At 60.3% G+C, this 17593-nt stretch carries 14 protein-coding genes; 10 read left to right on the top strand and 4 right to left on the bottom strand.

The window, feature by feature from the left end; all coding sequences use genetic code 11:
- The first annotated feature begins 99 nt into the window (after positions 1-99).
- The 10 genes from QA648_RS29520 to QA648_RS29475 all read left to right on the top strand — a co-directional run bounded on the left by QA648_RS29520 (position 100) and on the right by QA648_RS29475 (position 12252).
- Entirely contained in the window at positions 100-1242 is a 1143-nt protein-coding gene (locus QA648_RS29520; protein WP_283052471.1) for an ROK family transcriptional regulator, read from the top strand.
- A gap of 31 nt (positions 1243-1273) precedes the next feature.
- Positions 1274-2839, top strand: coding sequence for an ABC transporter substrate-binding protein (locus tag QA648_RS29515; protein ID WP_104827525.1), 1566 nt, complete (start codon positions 1274-1276; stop codon positions 2837-2839).
- A 136-nt stretch (positions 2840-2975) separates the two neighbouring features.
- Positions 2976-3917: an ABC transporter permease gene (locus QA648_RS29510; RefSeq protein WP_104827524.1), complete on the top strand. Its 942-nt coding sequence runs from the start codon at positions 2976-2978 to the stop codon at positions 3915-3917.
- A complete protein-coding gene (locus QA648_RS29505; protein WP_283052469.1) occupies positions 3917-4810 on the top strand; it encodes an ABC transporter permease in 894 nt (297 codons plus the stop codon). The genes QA648_RS29510 and QA648_RS29505 overlap by 1 nt, the downstream gene beginning before the upstream one ends.
- Positions 4811-4812: 2 nt before the next feature.
- Complete coding sequence (locus QA648_RS29500) at positions 4813-5817, top strand: ABC transporter ATP-binding protein (protein WP_283052468.1); 1005 nt, start codon at positions 4813-4815, stop codon at positions 5815-5817.
- Complete coding sequence (locus QA648_RS29495; RefSeq protein ID WP_283052466.1) at positions 5814-6824, top strand: dipeptide ABC transporter ATP-binding protein; 1011 nt, start codon at positions 5814-5816, stop codon at positions 6822-6824. Before QA648_RS29500 ends, QA648_RS29495 begins: the two co-directional genes overlap by 4 nt.
- The gene (locus tag QA648_RS29490) at positions 6811-8247 is read left to right on the top strand and encodes a carboxylesterase family protein (RefSeq protein ID WP_283052465.1); all 1437 of its coding nucleotides are present in this window, start codon (positions 6811-6813) and stop codon (positions 8245-8247) included. The genes QA648_RS29495 and QA648_RS29490 overlap by 14 nt, the downstream gene beginning before the upstream one ends.
- 56 nt (positions 8248-8303) lie before the next feature.
- The gene (locus QA648_RS29485; RefSeq protein WP_283052464.1) at positions 8304-9734 is read left to right on the top strand and encodes a malonyl-CoA decarboxylase; all 1431 of its coding nucleotides are present in this window, start codon (positions 8304-8306) and stop codon (positions 9732-9734) included.
- Complete coding sequence (locus tag QA648_RS29480; RefSeq protein ID WP_283052463.1) at positions 9731-11242, top strand: malonyl-CoA synthase; 1512 nt, start codon at positions 9731-9733, stop codon at positions 11240-11242. Before QA648_RS29485 ends, QA648_RS29480 begins: the two co-directional genes overlap by 4 nt.
- A 32-nt stretch (positions 11243-11274) precedes the next feature.
- On the top strand, positions 11275-12252 hold the full coding sequence (locus QA648_RS29475) for a helix-turn-helix transcriptional regulator (RefSeq protein WP_283052462.1): 978 nt from the start codon (positions 11275-11277) through the stop codon (positions 12250-12252).
- A gap of 185 nt (positions 12253-12437) precedes the next feature.
- Here QA648_RS29475 and QA648_RS29470 read toward each other — a convergent pair whose 3' ends face one another.
- The 4 genes from QA648_RS29470 to QA648_RS29455 all read right to left on the bottom strand — a co-directional run bounded on the left by QA648_RS29470 (position 12438) and on the right by QA648_RS29455 (position 17228).
- Positions 12438-13022 (bottom strand): OmpA family protein, encoded by a 585-nt coding sequence (locus QA648_RS29470; RefSeq protein ID WP_283052460.1) that lies wholly within the window; start codon positions 13020-13022, stop codon positions 12438-12440.
- Between the two features lie 4 nt (positions 13023-13026).
- A complete protein-coding gene (locus tag QA648_RS29465; protein ID WP_104827516.1) occupies positions 13027-13449 on the bottom strand; it encodes a hypothetical protein in 423 nt (140 codons plus the stop codon).
- Positions 13450-14295: 846 nt separating this feature from the next.
- Positions 14296-14856 (bottom strand): GNAT family N-acetyltransferase, encoded by a 561-nt coding sequence (locus tag QA648_RS29460; RefSeq protein ID WP_104827514.1) that lies wholly within the window; start codon positions 14854-14856, stop codon positions 14296-14298.
- A 14-nt stretch (positions 14857-14870) separates the two neighbouring features.
- Positions 14871-17228, bottom strand: coding sequence for an Orn/Lys/Arg decarboxylase N-terminal domain-containing protein (locus tag QA648_RS29455; RefSeq protein ID WP_283052456.1), 2358 nt, complete (start codon positions 17226-17228; stop codon positions 14871-14873).
- Positions 17229-17593 lie beyond the last annotated feature (365 nt).

Genomic DNA, 17593 nt, shown 5'->3' with positions numbered 1-17593 from the left:
CCTCAGCTATCAATTCTTACATAAAGTAAGAATTGCATTGCCGGGGAGGATGGAATTGTGAGGCTTGCGAGGAGTCGGCAGGAGACGCGCGCCGCGGTCTTGAATTATATCTGGAGGAAAAAAGGTAGCTTCCGCACCGATATTGCCGACAAGACCGGGCTGACAGAGGCTAGCGTATCCCGCATTGTGTCCGAACTGCGCGCGGAGGGCGTGCTCATCGAAAAGCGGCAGCCCGCAGAATATCCAGGCGGGCCGAGCGCTATCCTTACATTAAGCAAGAATCGTTATCTCGGCGCGCTCGAGGTGTCGAGCAACCGGGTCCATGCTGGTATCGCCACCCTTGATGGAGATCTTGTTTTCTCGGAACGCTTCGACCTGAAGGACGGCGCCTCGGCGGGGGCGGTGTCTCAGGCTATCGCGGCGGCAGTCGGCGCCTTGGCCGACTCTGCCGAACGTTCCCGGCTGCAACTGGACTTCGTCGGTGTTTCCGTTCCCGGTTACGACGCGCGCCGGGCCATAAATCCCATCGTAATGCTCGATCCTTCCGAGACGCTTGCGCGGCTCAACGCAAGTTTTCTCAGCGTGCCTGTCGAGATTGCCAATTCGATTGTCGCGCGAGCGATAAACCAACGGCTGACGCTCGGAACCAACGGTTCGAGCGACGACTACCTCTATGTGTTCGTCGGCCATGGCGTGGCGGCCGCCATTGTCAGCGAGTTCTGGGGCAATGGCGACGTCACGACCTGCGAGATCGGGCACATGGTCATGGACCCCAAGGGGCCTCAATGTCGCTGCGGTCACTTCGGATGTCTCGAGGCCTATTTGTCGACGAGCGCGATCGCGCCGCGGCTGAAGATCGACGAGGTGGAACTCCTCGCGCTGGGTGACGCCTGGCCACAGAGGGTTCCCATCAGTGAGAAGACCAGCACGGATGTCCATTCCCGGCTTTTCAGGCTCGGCATGGCCATCGGCAACGCTCTCAACATGGTCGGAACACAACGTGTCTTCCTGGGAGGATGGCCCGCAAATCTCGGCGACGCCGGACGGGCGTCGATCTTGGCTGGCATTGATTGCTGCCTTCTTGGCGGCGCCGGTTCCATCGCGCTCAATTTCGTCCAATCCGAACTCGGACGAGAGCCTGCGGCGGCGCTGTCGCTCGCCACATTCGGTTACCTGAAGCGCGGAGCCCAACCTACTCAGGAAGAAAATGTCCTGATGCACGCGCCCAAGGCGCAAGCCTGAAAGTTTAGTCTTACCTGTGGGAGGAACCACCATGAAATGCCTGAAACTGACCGGAGCGCTTCTGGCTCTGGCGATGACCCTTGCCTGCGGAACGGCGCTCGCCGCCGATGTCCTGCGCATCAAGCCGTCCGGCGACGTCAAAGCGCTCGATCCGCATCTCGGTTCGGACTCCATGGCGCGAAACTATGGCTACATGGTCTACGACACGCTGTTTGCCATGGATGCATCGCTCGCCATCAAGCCGCAGATGGTCGATACCTGGTCGAAATCCGACGACGGAAAGACCTATAAATTCACGCTTCGGGACGGTCTCAAGTTCAGCGACGGAACGCCGGTGACCTCCAAAGATGTCATTGCCTCCCTCAAGCGCTGGAGCGTGAACGACAGCCTCGGCCAGCAGCTCAACGCCAAGGGCGCCAGTTGGGCCGCTCAGGACGATCGCACCTTCACGCTCACCCTATCGGAAAGCTGGGGTCTCGTGCTCGATGCGTTGGGCAAGGCCGGGGCGCCCGTGCCCTTCATCATGCCCGCGCGCATTGCCGATGCCACGCCTCCGAACGAAGCGGTCAAGGATCATACTGGTTCTGGACCGTTCGTTTTCCTCGGCGATGAATGGGTTCCGGGTGCAAAGCTGGCATTCGCGAAGAACCCCTTCTACAAGCCGCGCAGCGAAGAGGCGAGCGGTCTCGCCGGCGGCAAAGTCGCCAAGGTCGACCGTATCGAATGGACGATTATCCCTGATCAGCAGACCGCACTCGATGCCCTGCGCAAGGGCGAGATAGATATCGACGAGGATCTGTCCGCCGATCTCATCCCGCTTGCCAAGGAAGCCGAAGGTGTAGCCGTGGCAAACCAGGACGATATCGGCGTCGCCCAGCAAATCCGCCTGAACACGATCCAGCCGCCGTTCAACAATCCTCTCCTGCGCAAGGCCTTGCTGACGGCGGTCAACGGCGACGATTTCCTTGCAGCGGTCATCACGGATCCCTCGCTCGGCAAATCGTGCCAATCCTTCTACTCTTGCTCCTCACCCTATGCCACCAAAGCCGGCTTCCCGACGCCGGACATCGAAAAGGCCCGCGCGCTGGTGGCGCAAAGCGGTTACGACGGCACGCCCGCCGTGCTTCTGGACGCGACCGAAAACGCCAACATCCATGCCTTCGTCACCGTCACCGATCAGCTCCTGAAGGACATCGGCATCAAAACGCGCGTCGACGCCATGGATTGGGCGACCGTAACCAGCCGCCGGCAGAGCAAGGAACCGGTCGACAAGGGCGGTTGGTCGATCTTCATTTCCGGCCCGGGTGGTCTCGACTTCTTGGAGCCTGTGGGGCACCTGGGTCTGCGCTCGAACTGCGAGAAGGCCTGGTTCGGCTGGCCCTGCGATGAGCAGATCGAAACCATGCGCACCCAGTTTGCGGGCCTGACCGACCTGGCGCAACGCAAGGCGCTGGCCGAGAAGATCCAGCTCCGCGCTGTCGAGACCGTGCCCTACGTTCCGATCGGCACGCAATACCAGATCCGCGCCTATCGCAGCAACCTGACCGGCATCCTGACGCCGCCGGCTCCGGTCTATTGGAATATCGCACGCAAGTAGTCCGAAGCGGCGGGTGCCCAAACGGGCGCCCGCCGATCGCGGGGACGATTATCGCGTCTGGCTGCGGCCGATTGCGATGTGCGGTGAACAGGACCGATGCAAAACCGGTTCCCCGTCATGGCTGTGAGGAAAGTCAATGTTCAGTTTTGCCATCAAGCGCGTGCTGTCGACCATACCGGTCATGCTGTTCGTCGCCTTCTTCGTCTTCAGCCTGCTTTACCTGGCGCCGGGCGATCCTGCCGCGTTGATTGCCGGCGACCAGGCATCGCCAGCAGAGATCGCGCGTATCCGCGACAGTCTCGGGCTGGACGAACCGATGCTGTGGCGGTTTTTGGAATGGATCGGGCATGTTCTTAGGGGAAACCTGGGAGTCTCGATCTTCTCGCAACTGCCCGTCTCGACGCTCATTGCTCAGCGGTTGGAACCGACCTTGTCGCTGATGGGGCTCACGCTCATCATCTCGGTCACGATCGCGGTGCCGCTCGGCGTGCTTGCGGCGGCATGGCAGGGGACTTGGGTCGATCGCCTGGTCATGGCCATTGCTGTGTTCGGCTTTTCCGTGCCGGTTTTTGTCATCGGCTATCTGCTGAGCTATGTCTTTGCGATCCGCCTCGATCTGCTGCCAGTGCAGGGCTATTCGCCCCTTGCCGACGGCGTCCTGTCTTTCCTTCGAAATCTTATCCTGCCGGCGATGGCGCTGTCCTGCGTCTATATCGCCCTGATCGCGCGCATCACGCGGACGTCGATGATCGATGTGCTCTCGCAGGACTATATCCGCACGGCGCGCGCCAAGGGTCTTGGCGCCGCCCCGGTCCTCTTCCTGCACGCCCTCAAGAATGCGTCTGTGCCCGTCGTAACCGTAATCGGTCTCGGCATTGCCATGCTGATCGGCGGGGCCGTGGTGACCGAGACAGTCTTCGCCATCCCTGGGGTCGGTCGCTTGGTGGTCGATGCGATCCTGCGGCGCGACTATCCGGTCATCCAAGGCGTCGTGCTGCTGTTCAGCATGGGCTACGTGCTGATCAATCTCGGGATCGATCTTCTCTACACGCTGCTTGATCCGAGGGTGCGCTACTGATGAGCACGAATATCCAACACACCGAGCATCTGCCGGATCTATTTCCGACGCCGAAGCAATATGGGCGCTGGCGCACGCTGCTGCACAAGCATCCGACGATCGTCATCGGCGGCGGGCTCCTTCTGCTTCTTGTCGCCATCGCTGTCCTGGCGCCGCTGCTCGGAACCATCGATCCCGGATTTGTCTCACCGATCAAGCGCAACCGCGAGCCGTCGCTGATCTACTGGTTCGGTACCGACACGCTGGGCCGCGATCTCTATTCCCGCGTTCTCTACGGAGCGAGAGTCTCGTTGCTGGTCGGATTCTGCGTTGCCATTTGCGCATCATTCCTTGGGCTTGCGACCGGTCTTGTTGCCGGCGCTTATCGGCAGCTCGATTCCGTTCTGATGCGGATCATGGACGGACTGATGTCGATCCCGCCCATCCTGCTCGCCATCGCACTGATGGCGGCGCTCGGCGGTTCGGTCGTCAACGTCGTCATCGCGATCACGATTGCGGAATTTCCGCGTATGAGTCGGCTGGCGCGCGGCCTGGTGCTTTCCATACGCGAACAGCCTTTTGTCGATGGCGCAATTGCGTCGGGCTGTTCGATGCCGCGGATCGTCCTCTGGCACATTCTTCCCAACACGCTCGGACCGGTCATGGTTCAGGCCACCTATATCTGCTCTGCCGCCATGATCACGGAGGCGGCCCTGTCCTTCATCGGCGCCGGCACGCCGCCTTCGGTTCCGAGCTGGGGCGGCATCATGAACGAAGGCCGGATGCTCTGGCAGCTCAAGCCCTACATCATTTTGTTTCCGGCGGCATTTCTGTCGATCACGGTGCTCGCGGTGAACCTGCTCGGTGACGGCCTTCGCGATGCTCTCGATCCGCGTGCGGCCAATAGGACGTGACCATGGATAGTCAAACGCCAATTCTCGAAGTTCGAAATCTCAGAACGCATTTTCGCGGCGATGATGGCGGCGCTGTTCGAGCCGTCGAAGACGTCTCCTTTTCGCTTAATTCCGGCGAGACCCTGGCGATCGTCGGGGAATCCGGATCGGGCAAGTCGGTGACGTCGCTCTCCATCATGCGGCTGCTTCCCGCCCGAAACGCCAGAAATGCCGGCCATATCGATTTCATGGGCCGCGACCTGCTGTCGCTCGATGAAAAGGAGATGCGCCGCATACGCGGCAACGATATCGGCATGATCTTTCAGGAGCCGATGACTTCGCTCAATCCGGTGCTGACGATCGGCCGGCAGATCATGGAAACGCTCATCCTGCACCAGGGCCTGTCAAAACGGGCGGCGCGGGAACGCGCCGTCGAAATGTTGAAACTGGTGGATATTCCGGCGCCTGAACGTCGGATCGACGAATATCCGCACCAGCTTTCCGGCGGCATGCGCCAGCGCGTGATGATCGCCATGGCCCTCGCATGCCAGCCTGGCCTCCTGATCGCCGACGAACCGACAACGGCGCTGGACGTGACGATCCAGGCTCAGGTTCTCGATCTGATGCGCGGGCTGCAGAAGAAGACCGGAACGGCCATCATTCTGATCACCCACGATCTCGGCGTGGTGGCGGAAATGGCCGACCGGATCATCGTGATGTATGCGGGACGAACGGTCGAAGAGGCGGCTACTTCCGAGTTGTTCCAGAACCCGCTGCATCCCTATACGCAAGGGCTTCTCGCCACCATACCGCAATTGGGTTCCTCGCTTCGTGACGACGCCCCGCAGCGCCTGCAGGAGATACCCGGCCAGGTGCCGAGCCTGCGCAAACGTCTCGCCGGCTGCGCCTTTGCCGAGCGCTGTCCGCTGGCTGCGGAGCAATGTCGAATGGAGGTGCCGGTGTTCGAGGCCAAACGGCCGGCCCATAAGGTGGCTTGTCACAAGGTACAAGGAGGAAACCAGGCATGATCGGCGGACCGCCGCTTCTGGAATTGCGCTCGCTGCGCAAGCATTATCCGATCGCGCCCAATTTTTGGGGCCGGCCTACCTCGACCATCCATGCTATGGACGATGTCAGCCTGATGCTGAGGGCCGGGGAAACACTCTCTGTCGTCGGTGAGAGCGGATGCGGCAAATCCACGCTCGGCAAGACCGTAGTGCGGCTGCATGAGCCGACGAGCGGTGAGATCCTGCTGAATGGAGAAAGGGTCGATGCGATTTCCGGCCAAGCCCTGAAAACATTCCGCTCGAAGGTGCAGATCATCTTTCAGGACCCGTTTTCAAGCCTGAACCCGCGCCATACCGTCGGGGCGACGCTTGCCGAACCGATCATGAATTTCGCGGTCGCGACAACCAAGGCGGAGATCGACGAACGGATTGCCACGTTGCTGGATATGGTCGGCTTGCCCAAGGACGCCGCGCAGCGCTATCCGCACCAGTTCTCGGGCGGGCAACGTCAGCGTATCGCCATCGCCCGGGCTCTCGCCGCAAACCCTCAACTGATCGTCTGCGATGAAGCGGTCTCCGCGCTCGACGTGTCGGTGAAGGCGCAGATCGTCAACCTGCTCCAGGATATCCAGCGCAAGACCGGACTGTCGCTGCTTTTCATCAGTCACGATCTCGCCATCGTGGAGCATCTGACGCATCGGGTTGCCGTGATGTACCTGGGCAAGGTGGTGGAAGAGGGAGAGCGCAAGGCGATCTTCGGTTCCCCACAGCATCCCTACACCCAGGCCCTCCTGTCGGCCGTTCCAGTCGTTGCCGCTGCGGACAAACGACAGCGCATCTTGTTGCGCGGCGACATTCCAAGCCCGGTCAAGCCACCCTCGGGATGCCGTTTCCACACCCGCTGCCCCTTTGCGACGGAGCGTTGCCGCAGCGAGGTCCCCGAACTCCGGTCGGTTGGAAGGGATCACCGGGTCGCCTGTCATTTCGATTTTCCAGCGAGCCCGGCAAGCCAGCATGCCACAGTCTGATCTTCATACTTCCACTGCGAGCGACGCAGCAGATATCGCGTTGCCCCAAGGCAAGCTGCGGGGGCGCACCGATGGGCGCGTCAATCGATTTTTGGCAATACCCTATGCGTCGCCTCCGATTGGAGCCCGTCGCTGGCGTCCGCCGGAGGCACCGGAGCACTGGGACGGTATACGTGATGCCGCCGCATTCGCGCCAGTGGCGCCGCAATCCCGGGATAAGGGTTTCTTTCCAGGTGATCCGGCCGCCATGCCGGCGCGACCCATGGACGAGGATTGCCTATACCTCAACGTTTTCGCGCCAAGCGGACCCGGCCCGTTCCCGGTTCTCGTCTGGCTGCACGGCGGGTCGCAGCTCATCGGCGGAACCTCCCGGCCGATCTACGACGGCACGAGCTTCGCACGCAACGGCATCGTCTGCGTCACTGTCGGTCACCGATTGGGGCTGCTGGGCCTGCTGGACACGGAATCCCTGTTCGGCGGAGATTATGCCGATACCGTCAATCCCATGCTGCGGGATCAGTTGGCCGCTCTGCGCTGGGTGCAGTCCAATATCGCATTCTTCGGCGGGGATCCTCAGCGCGTGACGCTCGGCGGAGAATCTGCCGGTGCGAAAAACGTCTGCGTGCTGACCGCTACGCCAGCCGCGAAGGGGCTGTTTCATGCGGCGATCTCGATGTCGGGGGGCGCAGATACCGTGTTTACCCGTGAAGAGGCGGCCAGTTTCGTCGAGGAAACGGCGCAGACGGACAGTCCATGGATCGATGCTCCCTGGGAGAGAATTCTGACGATGCAGGAGGCGGTGCTGGCGCAAGCTCGGAGACGTTTTCCGCTCAGGCCGGTTTATGGCAATTCGCTTCTTCCCTCGGCTCCTATCGCGGCGGTCGAGGGCGGGCAGGCGATATCCGTCCCAATGCTGTTGGGAACCTGCCGGGACGAGTGCTATCCGATGGTTGCGGATCAGGAGCCCAACCAGCCATGGGCGGGTAGCATGCTCGCCCATCTTTCCAGGGAGCGGATGGCAAAGATAGATGCGGATCTCGCGCGGCTCATGCCAAGTCTCGATTGGCGTCGAAGACGATTGGTTCTGCTGACGGCTGAAGAGTATGAATTGCCTTCGTTGCGCCTGGCCCGGCGTCGCGCCGCGGACGGCGCACCAACCTGGGTCTACCGATATGAGCGCCCTGATCGTCAAGGCCCCTTCGCCGGTTATGCCCCGCATCTCTCCGACTTGGCAGCCGCCTGGGGCATTTCGACAGAAGCGGACGGCGATTTCCACCGCATCGTCTGTGACTTCATTAAGAAGCATGAAGTTCCCTGGGAGGCCTTCAACGAGCGTAATCGTCTCGCGTTCATCGGCGATGGAATAGAATGCGATAGCCACCCGGATCGCGACATCCACGCCTTGTTCGAAGATTGGAACTGAAGCCGGCCCATCGCGGAGCCGATTGATCGCAAAGCATGGTCAAACAGGAGAAACAGATGAATTCGACATCTCTGCTCGGTGATTTGTTTGCGGCAATTGCCGATCGCGGCCGACGTTTGCTGTCCCTCGGCAGCTATGACGAGCAAGCCGATCCGATGGCAGCTCTCGGCGATCTCTGCGATATCCTGCTTTCAGGCCGGGGCGAAGCCTCCGGTATGGCGCTGGCGAGAGACATACTCGATCGCTGGCGCGCGCTCGATGAGCCATCCAGGCTTGCCTTCTCCCTGCTGCTTTTGTCGCGCTTCGGCCCCGATGCCAATCGGCTTGATCGCGCCATCGAGGCCTACCGGTCGAACCCCAGCGCCCAATCCGCCGTCGAACTGAACGCGGCTTCCGAACCGCGAAGGCAGGAGCTGATACGGCGGCTCAATCTCTCGCCGGATGGCACCGCGACGCTGGTCGACATGCGCCGGCAGCTCCTGGCCCAGAAGGTGCAATATCCTGAGCTGGAGGCGCTGGACGCAGATTTCGCGCATTTGCTTGGCTCGTGGTTCAATCGCGGCTTTCTGGAGCTTCGCGCCATCAACTGGTCGACGCCGGCCGATATTCTCGAGAAGATCATCCGCTACGAAGCCGTTCATGAGATCCGGGGGTGGGATGATCTGCGCCGGCGGCTTGCGCCCACGGACCGGCGTTGCTTCGCCTTCTTCCACCCGCGCCTGCCTGATGAACCGCTGATCTTTGTCGAGGTTGCGCTGACACGCGCCATTCCGAGCGCAATTGACGATCTCCTGCGCGAGGATCGCCTCCATATCCCGGCCGCCGAGGCGACGACGGCGGTGTTTTATTCGATCTCGAATTGCCAGGAAGGCTTGCGTGGCATCTCCTTCGGCAATTTCCTGATCAAACAGGTGGTGGAGGATCTCCGCCACGAGTTTCCGAAGCTCGATACCTTCGTCACCCTCTCTCCCGTTCCAGGCTTTGCCGCATGGCTGGACGCCGAACGGCGGTCCGACCGGCTCGCGGTCCTCGACGCTGGCGATCGCGCTGCCCTTGCCGCGCTCGATACGCTCGGTGAGGGGGATCCCTTAGAGCTTCTGAAGACGCTGCAGCCAATCTTTGGCCGAGCCGCCGCATTCTATTTCCTCAAGGCCCGCGATCGGAGCGGGCGGGTCATCGATCCCGTTGCACGCTTTCATCTCGGCAACGGCGCCCGGTTGGAACGGATCAATTTTCTGGCGGACCGCTCTCCCCAGGCCCTCAAGCGCGGGCTGGGACTGATGGTGAATTACCTTTACAAACAGGACGATATCGAAGCGAACCACGAGAATTTCGTCAATCTGGGCGAGGTTGCCGCGAGTTCGGCCGTCAAGCGCCTGCTGACGGCGGAGCATGCACGTCGTCCGATCTTTCCGGCAGGCGAAAGCAGCGAGCCCGTCCGTTTGCCCGCCTCCAGCCAATCCCGCCTAAAGGAGACTTCCACGTGAGCAACCATCTTTTTGACGCCATCGCCAGGAATGCGAAGCCGGATGCGGCCTTCATCGAGACATCAGATGGAAAGGTCTGGCGCTACTGCGATGTGATCGAGCAGTCGGGGCGCCTCGCTGCAACCCTGGTGGCGATGGGCGTCAAGCCGGATGACCGGGTTGCCGTGCAGGTCGAAAAGAGCCCGGAGGCCTTGCTTCTTTATCTCGCCTGCCTCAGGGCCGGTGCCGTCTATCTTCCTCTCAACACCGCCTATACGTTTGCCGAGCTCGATTATTTCATCGGCGATGCCGAACCCCGGCTGGTCGTCGTGTCTCCGAAAACCCGCGAGGGGCTGGGACCCGTTGTCGCCCGATACGGCGCACGTCTCGAAACGCTCGACGAGTCGGGAGGCGGATCGCTGATGGCGGCGCTGGCGGACGGTCCGGCCGAATTCATCGACGTTGCACGCGGTCCCGACGACCTCGCGGCGATCCTCTACACATCGGGCACGACTGGCCGCTCGAAGGGTGCCATGCTGACCCACGACAATCTCTTGTCGAATGCGGTGACGCTGCGCGATCATTGGCGTTTCGAAAGCGGCGACAGGCTGATCCATGCGCTGCCGATCTTCCATACCCATGGCCTCTTCGTGGCATCGAATGTCACCCTGCTCGCCGGTGCCTCGATGTATTTGCTGCCCAAATTCGACGCGGACGAGGTATTGCGGCTGATGCCCCGAGCGACGGTTCTGATGGGTGTCCCGACCTTCTATGTCCGGCTGATGCAGCATCCCGGCCTGAACGCCGAGGTGACCTCGGGGATGCGGCTGTTTATCTCGGGCTCAGCGCCGTTGCTTGCCGAGACGCACAGGTTGTTTTCCGAAAGGACGGGCCATGCGATCCTCGAGCGCTACGGCATGACCGAGACCAACATGAACACCTCGAACCCCTATGACGGGGAGCGCGTGGCTGGCACCGTGGGCTTTCTTCTCCCCGGCGTTTCCCTGCGCGTCACGCAGCCGGAAACGGGGGCGCCGCTTGCGGATGGCGACACGGGCATGATCGAAGTGAAGGGGCCGAACGTCTTCAAGGGCTACTGGCGCATGCCCGAAAAAACCAAAGCCGAGTTTCGCGACGACGGCTTTTTCATCACCGGCGATCTCGGCAAGATCGACGAGCGCGGCTATGTGCACATCGTCGGCCGGGGCAAGGATCTCGTCATCTCCGGTGGATACAACATCTATCCGAAGGAGATCGAGAGCGAGATCGATCAGTTGCCCGGCATAGTCGAGAGCGCCGTCATCGGCGTGCCGCATCCCGATCTCGGAGAAGGCCTGACCGCAGTCGTCGTGCGAGAGCCGGGCGCGGCGATCGACGAGACGGCGGTGCTGGAAGGGCTGCGGGATCGTCTTGCACGATACAAGCAGCCCAAACGCATCATCATCGTCGATGAGCTGCCGCGCAACACCATGGGCAAGGTACAAAAGAACGTGCTGCGCGATGCTTACTCGGGACTTTTTCAAGCCTAAAGCCGGAGTTTTTGCCAGTGGCAGGGGGCACATTGACAGAGATTATCCAGATCACGCTAGAGCCGACATCACTCACAACTGGTGAAGTTGCTCAATGGATTACTGACAAAAAGCCGAATAATTTCTATCGACCCCTCAGTACCGATCGTCGTGGCCTGTTTTCATTCGGTGTCCATGGAACGGCCGATTTGGTCGGCTGGACCGTATCAAGTTCGGCGGATCGCGCCTTTTCCGTTACAGTCGAAAACGACGACTTCATGTTTTTTGTCGAACGTGAAACCTGTTACGAACTGGCAACGGGCGGGATACGTCACGCGATCACGCCCACGACCGGGTTACTGACGATGGCTGATCGATATTCTGGGGTCAGCATCCAAGCGGGCAGCATTGCAGAAGGATTTTGCATTACCCGAGCGTCGGTGCTGTCTGCATTTATCCGAACTTTCGACCGTCCGCTGCCCAGCGACTTCGAATTCGCACCCATGCAGGATCTGACCACCGGACCAGCACAACATCTTTTCAAACTAATGCGCATCTTCAGAGACGAGGTTTGCGCCAATCGAAATATCGGCGTTTCCCCAATCGCTCTTGCAAGCTTTCAGGAGATGTTTGGCCTGCTGATGGTGCAGAATTTGCGCCACACATCTTCTCATGTCAGGTCGCCAGTGCAGACAATTGCTCCACGGCAGGTTCGGCGAGCCCTGGAGTTTGCCAAAGCGCATATCGCTATGCCCATCACGATATCGGATATGGCAGAAGCGGCAGGTGTCAGCGTTCGCACGCTGCAGTTTAATTTTCACCGCTTCTTGAACAAGTCACCGATGACCTATTTGAGGCAGTTGCGTCTCGATGGTGCGCGTCATGACCTGTTGACTGCCGTCCCATCCTCGACCGTCAACGAAATTGCACTCCGTTGGGGCTTTACGCACCGCGGTCGTTTCTCTCAGGAATATCGTGCCGCTTTCGGCGTTCCGCCAAGTGCAGATCTGGGACGTAAGTTCAGAGCCTGATCAAAAGTGTTGCAATGGCGGAAGCGCAACGGTTGCCCTGTCACCGCCGCGTGGCGGGCAATGACAGGGCGATCGCGGCCACGGGTGGCATGGTTGCGACGGCGACAGGGCGAAGCAGTCAAGTGCAGCGGTGAGCAGCCACCTCCCACCGAAGGCCTTCTGTGAAAGTCGGCGCCACTTTCATGTCACTGACTGCGAGTGAACACCCCGAGATTGACGAGTTGAACGCGTCTGTTGTTGGAAGCCTCGGTGTTGGATCCTTCGATCGGGAAAGCCTCGCCGACGCCGACGGCGTAAAGTCGTTGAGGGTCGACGGCGAATGTGGTTGCCAATGCTTCCTTTATCGCGACGGCGCGTTGCTGACTAAGATCGAGATTGTGCTTTTCGTCCCCGGTCGAGCTCGCATGACCAATCACGAGGAACTTGTAGGCCCAAAGATTTGGATGGTGTAGCGCATCCGCGATCATACCGAGTGTCCGGTAGGATTTCGGCTGGATAGCGACCGAGTCATTCTCGAAATTGATCTCCACGACCATCTGCGGAAGCCTGGCAATCTTGCTCCAGTTGGGCAGTGCCGACATCTCCTTGCCCGCGCCGGTGATGGCCTCCTGGCGCAACAGTTCGATGTCGATGGCCGGGGCGTTCGCCTTGAGTTTACCCAGGCCCGAAATGATCCGTTGTTGGGACACCTGCTGGGCGAAGGCGAAGCTTGCCGGCAGGACGCCGATGGCAACGAGAACTGCGAATGTCTTAAAGGAACGCGGTAACATCGTCTTACCTCCACCCTGCATCGGTAATCGCCTGGTTGCACTTATCGCTCACCCGCTTTTGCCCTTTGTTGAGGCAGGCGAGTATATATCCGTCGCCCTTGACGCCTTTGCAGCGCATGGCGATGTCGCCTCTACAGACTTGGCTATAGGCGCTCTGCGCCTGCTCGCGTTGAGTGATCGATTGAACGACGCTGGCGACGGAGGTCTTGCAGCTTGGCGATATCTTTGCCTCGTTCTGCGCGAGGCAGTCCGCGATCCGCCCGCCGCCAAGGTTCAGGCCCTTGCAGAATTTGCCGATATCGGCTCCGCAATCGTCCGCAAGCTTCGTAACCGCATCCGCATAGCTGATGGTTTCCGCCTGCAGTAGCCCGCCATAAGAAACACAAGCAAGCATGACAGCCGCGAAAAGATTGCCTCTCCTCGACATTCTTCGCCCCCTCTGAGTTTGGCACGCCGGGGTCGGCGTACAGACGCCGCCAACCTGCCTGAAACCTCAGACGCCAGGAAGTATGTTACGGTATCGCTGATCGGGACACGTCTGCATTGAGGCGAGCGGCAGATTTGCACGCAGCACAGTCTCGTGATGTTCGGCTTGCCAAATCGCTCGGCTGACCCGGGTGCTCGCCTTCGCGTGGCGAGAAAATGTGTAAAATACCGTAAAATACGGTTTTGATGATTTCTCTTCGTTTTTGGTCGGTAGAAGTGTCCCGTGTCGGATGAGGGCGCTAGCAGAGTTGCTACTAAGATCCGCAGCAGTGCGGGCCTGCCGCACTTGGTTGCCAATGCGGCTCATCGCGGCGAGTTGTCTGGCGGGCGCCTGCTTCGAAGTGCGCGCCAGATCGACGGAGCAGCTATCAGGAACGTTATGAAAGCAGCCAGCATAACGAGTGCAATACCCGTCTGCAGGAGCTCGAAGCGCAGCGTGTCGCGGGATACGAAATGCCCCGCTATCATTCCGGCTACGGCCAGCGGAAGGCGAACGAAAATTGGCATCTCCATCGTCTGTTCCCCCCATAAGAACCGCCAATGCGGGCGTACCGAAGAAGTATAACACGTAATCCGGGTCTTCCTTCCCGGGGATTTTTCAGGGATGGGAGGCCTTGTGCTTGAGAGATTGGCTGGGCGATGTGCGCCGTCCGGCATCGTCGCAATGCAGAGCTGCACGTGGACCACGCAATCCACGATCCTCGACGGACGTCTCTTTTCTTGGGTCATGCAATTGGGGCGCCCTTTCGCAAGGGCGCGCTGCACCGGAGATTTAATCCCGTTGGTTTCAGCGGGTGGAGAGCGGCGGCGGTGGTGGTGGGGTGGTTGAGCCGGCGGCGAGTGAGCGCTGGACCATCACGGTGTCGGCCCAGCGGCCATAGCGATAGGCAACTGCCGGCAAAAGGCCGACGCGAGCGAAGCCGAACCGTTCATGCAGCGCGAGCGAGGCGGCGTTATCGGCGTCGATATAGCCGATCATCTGCCGGAAGCCGGCCGCAGCGCAGGCGTCGATCAACCCGCGCATGAGCAGGCTCCCGACGCCCTGGCCGACATGGTCGTGATGCACATAGATCGAATGCTTGACGGTGTAACGATAGGCCGGGCGTTTGCGGAAAAGTACCACGTAGGCATAGCCGACGACCTTCTCGCCCTCGAGCGCAACGACGTGCGGGAAGCGGCGGTCTTTCAAATTCTTGCGCCGTTCCCGCAGATCGTCCGGTTGCGGTGTGTCGCTATCGTCCACCCCAACCTCGATGCCGCGGCGAATATGGCGGCGATAGATCGCCAACATGGCATCGACGTCGGTCTCCCGGGATGGGCGAATGACGATTATTTTCTCCTGCTTCATGACTGAACCTAAGCCTATTCCGCGACGACGTAGGTGTAGAGCCGGATGCGGCCGGATGCATCAATCTCGCGATAGACCCCCTGAATCTCCACCTCGAAGCCGGGGAAGGTGTTGAAGCAGGTTTCAAACATCTTGAGATAGTCGATCATGGGCTTTGCCTGTTCCGTCAGGCGCTCGCCCGGTACGATGGTCGCGATACCCGGAGGGTAGACGACGAAGGGTGTCGTCGCGATACGGCCGGCTATGGCGTCGATTGGCAGATATTCCACATCGTTGCGAACCAGGCAGCGTGCCGCATCATGGGGCGACATGGCCATCGGGGGTAGGTGGTCAGCAGAAAACTGCTTTGTCTGAAGCGCGCTGACATCGGCCTGGCGGAAGAAGTTGTGCATTTCTGCGCAGAGATCGCGCAGGCGCACGCCGGCATAGCGGCCCGGCCGGCGTCGATAGAATTCCGGAATTACCTCCTCCAGCAGAGCATTGTCGTCATGGAGTTTCTTGAAGGCGACGAGACCGCTGATCAAGGTGCCGGCCTTGCTGGCCTCCACGCCAGGGGTGAGCAGGAAGAGCAGCGAATTGAGGTCGTTCTTTTCGGCGACGATGCGGTTTTCGCGCAGATATTGCGCGACCACCGGTGCCGGTATGCCGTGCTCGGTGTATTTTCCGCTCACCCGGTCGAAGCCGGGGGTCAGCAGGGTGAGCTTGTTCGGATCGGTCATGGCAAAGCCCGGCTCCATTGCGGAAAAACCGTGCCATGCCGCGTCGGGCGTCAGATGCCAGAAGGCGGGATTGGTGGCGAGCTGGTCGGTAGAGACGCTTTCCCACGGCACTTCATGCACCGCTCCATGGCTCGATACATCCGGGATCGCCACCCGGTCCGGCACGAAGGGCTCGAAGAACCAGCGGCGCTCGGGGCGATGCTCCTTCTCCTCGAACTCGCGTCGTACTGCGCGGATCTTCTTACGCAGCTCGATGCCGAGGCGGATCGTATCGTCCCACAGCACTTCGCCCGAGCGGCCCTTCATCATCTGCGCGCCCACGTCGAGCGAGGCAAACAGCGGATAGAAGGGCGAGGTCGAGGCGTGCTGCATGAAGCTTTCGTTGAAGCGACGGTGCTCCACGCGGCGCTTCTGGCCGGTAATATGCCGGTCCTTCATGTGGATCTGAGAGGCCTGCGAGAAGCTTGCGAGCTGCTTGTGGGTGGATTGCGTGGCGATGATGCCGGGCGCGTCCGGGCCAAGATCGGAAAGGCCCATGGCAAAGCGTCCGGCATAGAGCGGATGAAACTTCATGAAGCCCGCCCACGCCTCGTCGAAGAGGATGTAGTCGCACAAATGGCCGATGCGCTTGAGGATCATCTCGGCATTGTGAATGGTACCGTCATAGGTGCACTGTTCCACGACAGCAACGCGGAATGGGCGCGGCTTCTTATAAGCCTCCGGGTCTTTCACCAGCGGGTGCGTGCGGATGCGCTCGCGCAGGGCGTCCTCGTCCATGACCGCGAAATCGATGGGACCGATCAAGCCATAGAGGTTGCGTATGGTCGGCATGTAAACCGGAATGCCGCCCGAGATCATCAAGGCGCCGTGATGGGCGGCCTTGTGGTTGTTGCGATCGAACAGCACGAGATCGCCATCGGTGACGAGTGCGGAGAGCGCGACCTTGTTGGACGTGGAGGTGCCGTTCAGGACGAAATAGGTCTTCTCGGCGCCGAAGATTTTGGCTGCTTCCTTTTGTGCAGCGAGCGCCGGTCCTTCGTGAGTCAGCAGGTCGCCGAGGTCGAGCACGGAATTGTCGAGATCGTCGCGAAACACCGCTTCGCCGAGATGCTCCATGAAGACCCGCCCGATCGGGCTGCGGCTGTAGAAGATGCCGCCATTGTGCCCGGGGCAGGTCCAAAGGTGATTGCCTTCCTCGGCATAATCGACCAGTGCACCGAAGAACGGCGTCTTCAGCGTCTCGGCATATTGCTTGAGCCGGCTGATGAGGCTCTTGGCGATGAAGGCGGGCGTTTCTTCCGATAGGAAGACATAGCCATCGATGAAATCGAGGACCTCTACCGGCACATCCTCGAAGCGCTTACGGCGGATCAGCAGGATGATGGGGAATTCCAGGCCGCGCCGGCGCATTAGGTTGATGAGGGAGGCCGTTTTGCCCTCGAGCCCCTTTTTGCCCCAGTCGACTAGCATGCAGCCGATGGCGGCGTCCGTCTGTACGGCGATCTCCGCATCTTCGAGGTTTCGTGCGCGCACCACCTCAAAGCCGGAGCCTTGGATCTCCTCGATGATCTGGTTGTAGCGGGCGCCCTCCAGGTCATCGCTGTCGAAAGCCGGCGTTGCGAACAGAAAGTTGAAACGTCTGAAATAATCCATTTGGGTACCCGCTCCTGATCTGGGACGAGATGTCGACGCATTTCATGACAAGGATGTGACAGGCTGTCGGATGTTCGAAACACTTGCACAGAATGGCATTTTTGCCATGCGTCTCTTCTCTTCTCTTCCTGAATTTCTCCGTGCAAATCGATCGTCGGCGACTGTCCGATGCGATAAGCTCCTTTCGAGTGAACGGCCGCTTCTGAAACATAGTTCTGGCAACAAACCACCTGGCTAATGGTTCCGATTCCTTTCAAGGCGAGCAGATATCCTGTTGCATTTTCGGTCAGCCGCCGAGACTTTCATCGGCATATGCGTTTGCTGCTGGCTTTGTGATTGTCAGGAGCTTGGCTGGAAACCACATG

The sequence above is a fragment of the Rhizobium sp. CB3171 genome, from assembly GCF_029714265.1.
Classification (GTDB): Bacteria; Pseudomonadota; Alphaproteobacteria; order Rhizobiales; family Rhizobiaceae; genus Rhizobium.
The sequence above is the reverse complement of the archived record's forward strand: the minus strand, read 5'-3'. Positions and strand labels throughout refer to the sequence as shown.

Excerpts from the sequence above, each read along its gene's own strand:
- QA648_RS29515 (WP_104827525.1), top strand. The coding sequence starts at position 1,274 with ATGAAATGCCTGAAACTGACCGGAGCGCTTCTGGCTCTGGCGATGACC.
- QA648_RS29510 (WP_104827524.1), top strand. The coding sequence starts at position 2,976 with ATGTTCAGTTTTGCCATCAAGCGCGTGCTGTCGACCATACCGGTCATG.
- QA648_RS29505 (WP_283052469.1), top strand. The coding sequence starts at position 3,917 with ATGAGCACGAATATCCAACACACCGAGCATCTGCCGGATCTATTTCCG.
- QA648_RS29500 (WP_283052468.1), top strand. The coding sequence starts at position 4,813 with ATGGATAGTCAAACGCCAATTCTCGAAGTTCGAAATCTCAGAACGCAT.
- QA648_RS29495 (WP_283052466.1), top strand. The coding sequence starts at position 5,814 with ATGATCGGCGGACCGCCGCTTCTGGAATTGCGCTCGCTGCGCAAGCAT.
- QA648_RS29490 (WP_283052465.1), top strand. The coding sequence starts at position 6,811 with ATGCCACAGTCTGATCTTCATACTTCCACTGCGAGCGACGCAGCAGAT.
- QA648_RS29485 (WP_283052464.1), top strand. The coding sequence starts at position 8,304 with ATGAATTCGACATCTCTGCTCGGTGATTTGTTTGCGGCAATTGCCGAT.
- QA648_RS29470 (WP_283052460.1), bottom strand. The coding sequence starts at position 13,022 with ATGTTACCGCGTTCCTTTAAGACATTCGCAGTTCTCGTTGCCATCGGC.
- QA648_RS29465 (WP_104827516.1), bottom strand. The coding sequence starts at position 13,449 with ATGTCGAGGAGAGGCAATCTTTTCGCGGCTGTCATGCTTGCTTGTGTT.
- QA648_RS29460 (WP_104827514.1), bottom strand. The coding sequence starts at position 14,856 with ATGAAGCAGGAGAAAATAATCGTCATTCGCCCATCCCGGGAGACCGAC.
- QA648_RS29455 (WP_283052456.1), bottom strand. The coding sequence starts at position 17,228 with ATGGATTATTTCAGACGTTTCAACTTTCTGTTCGCAACGCCGGCTTTC.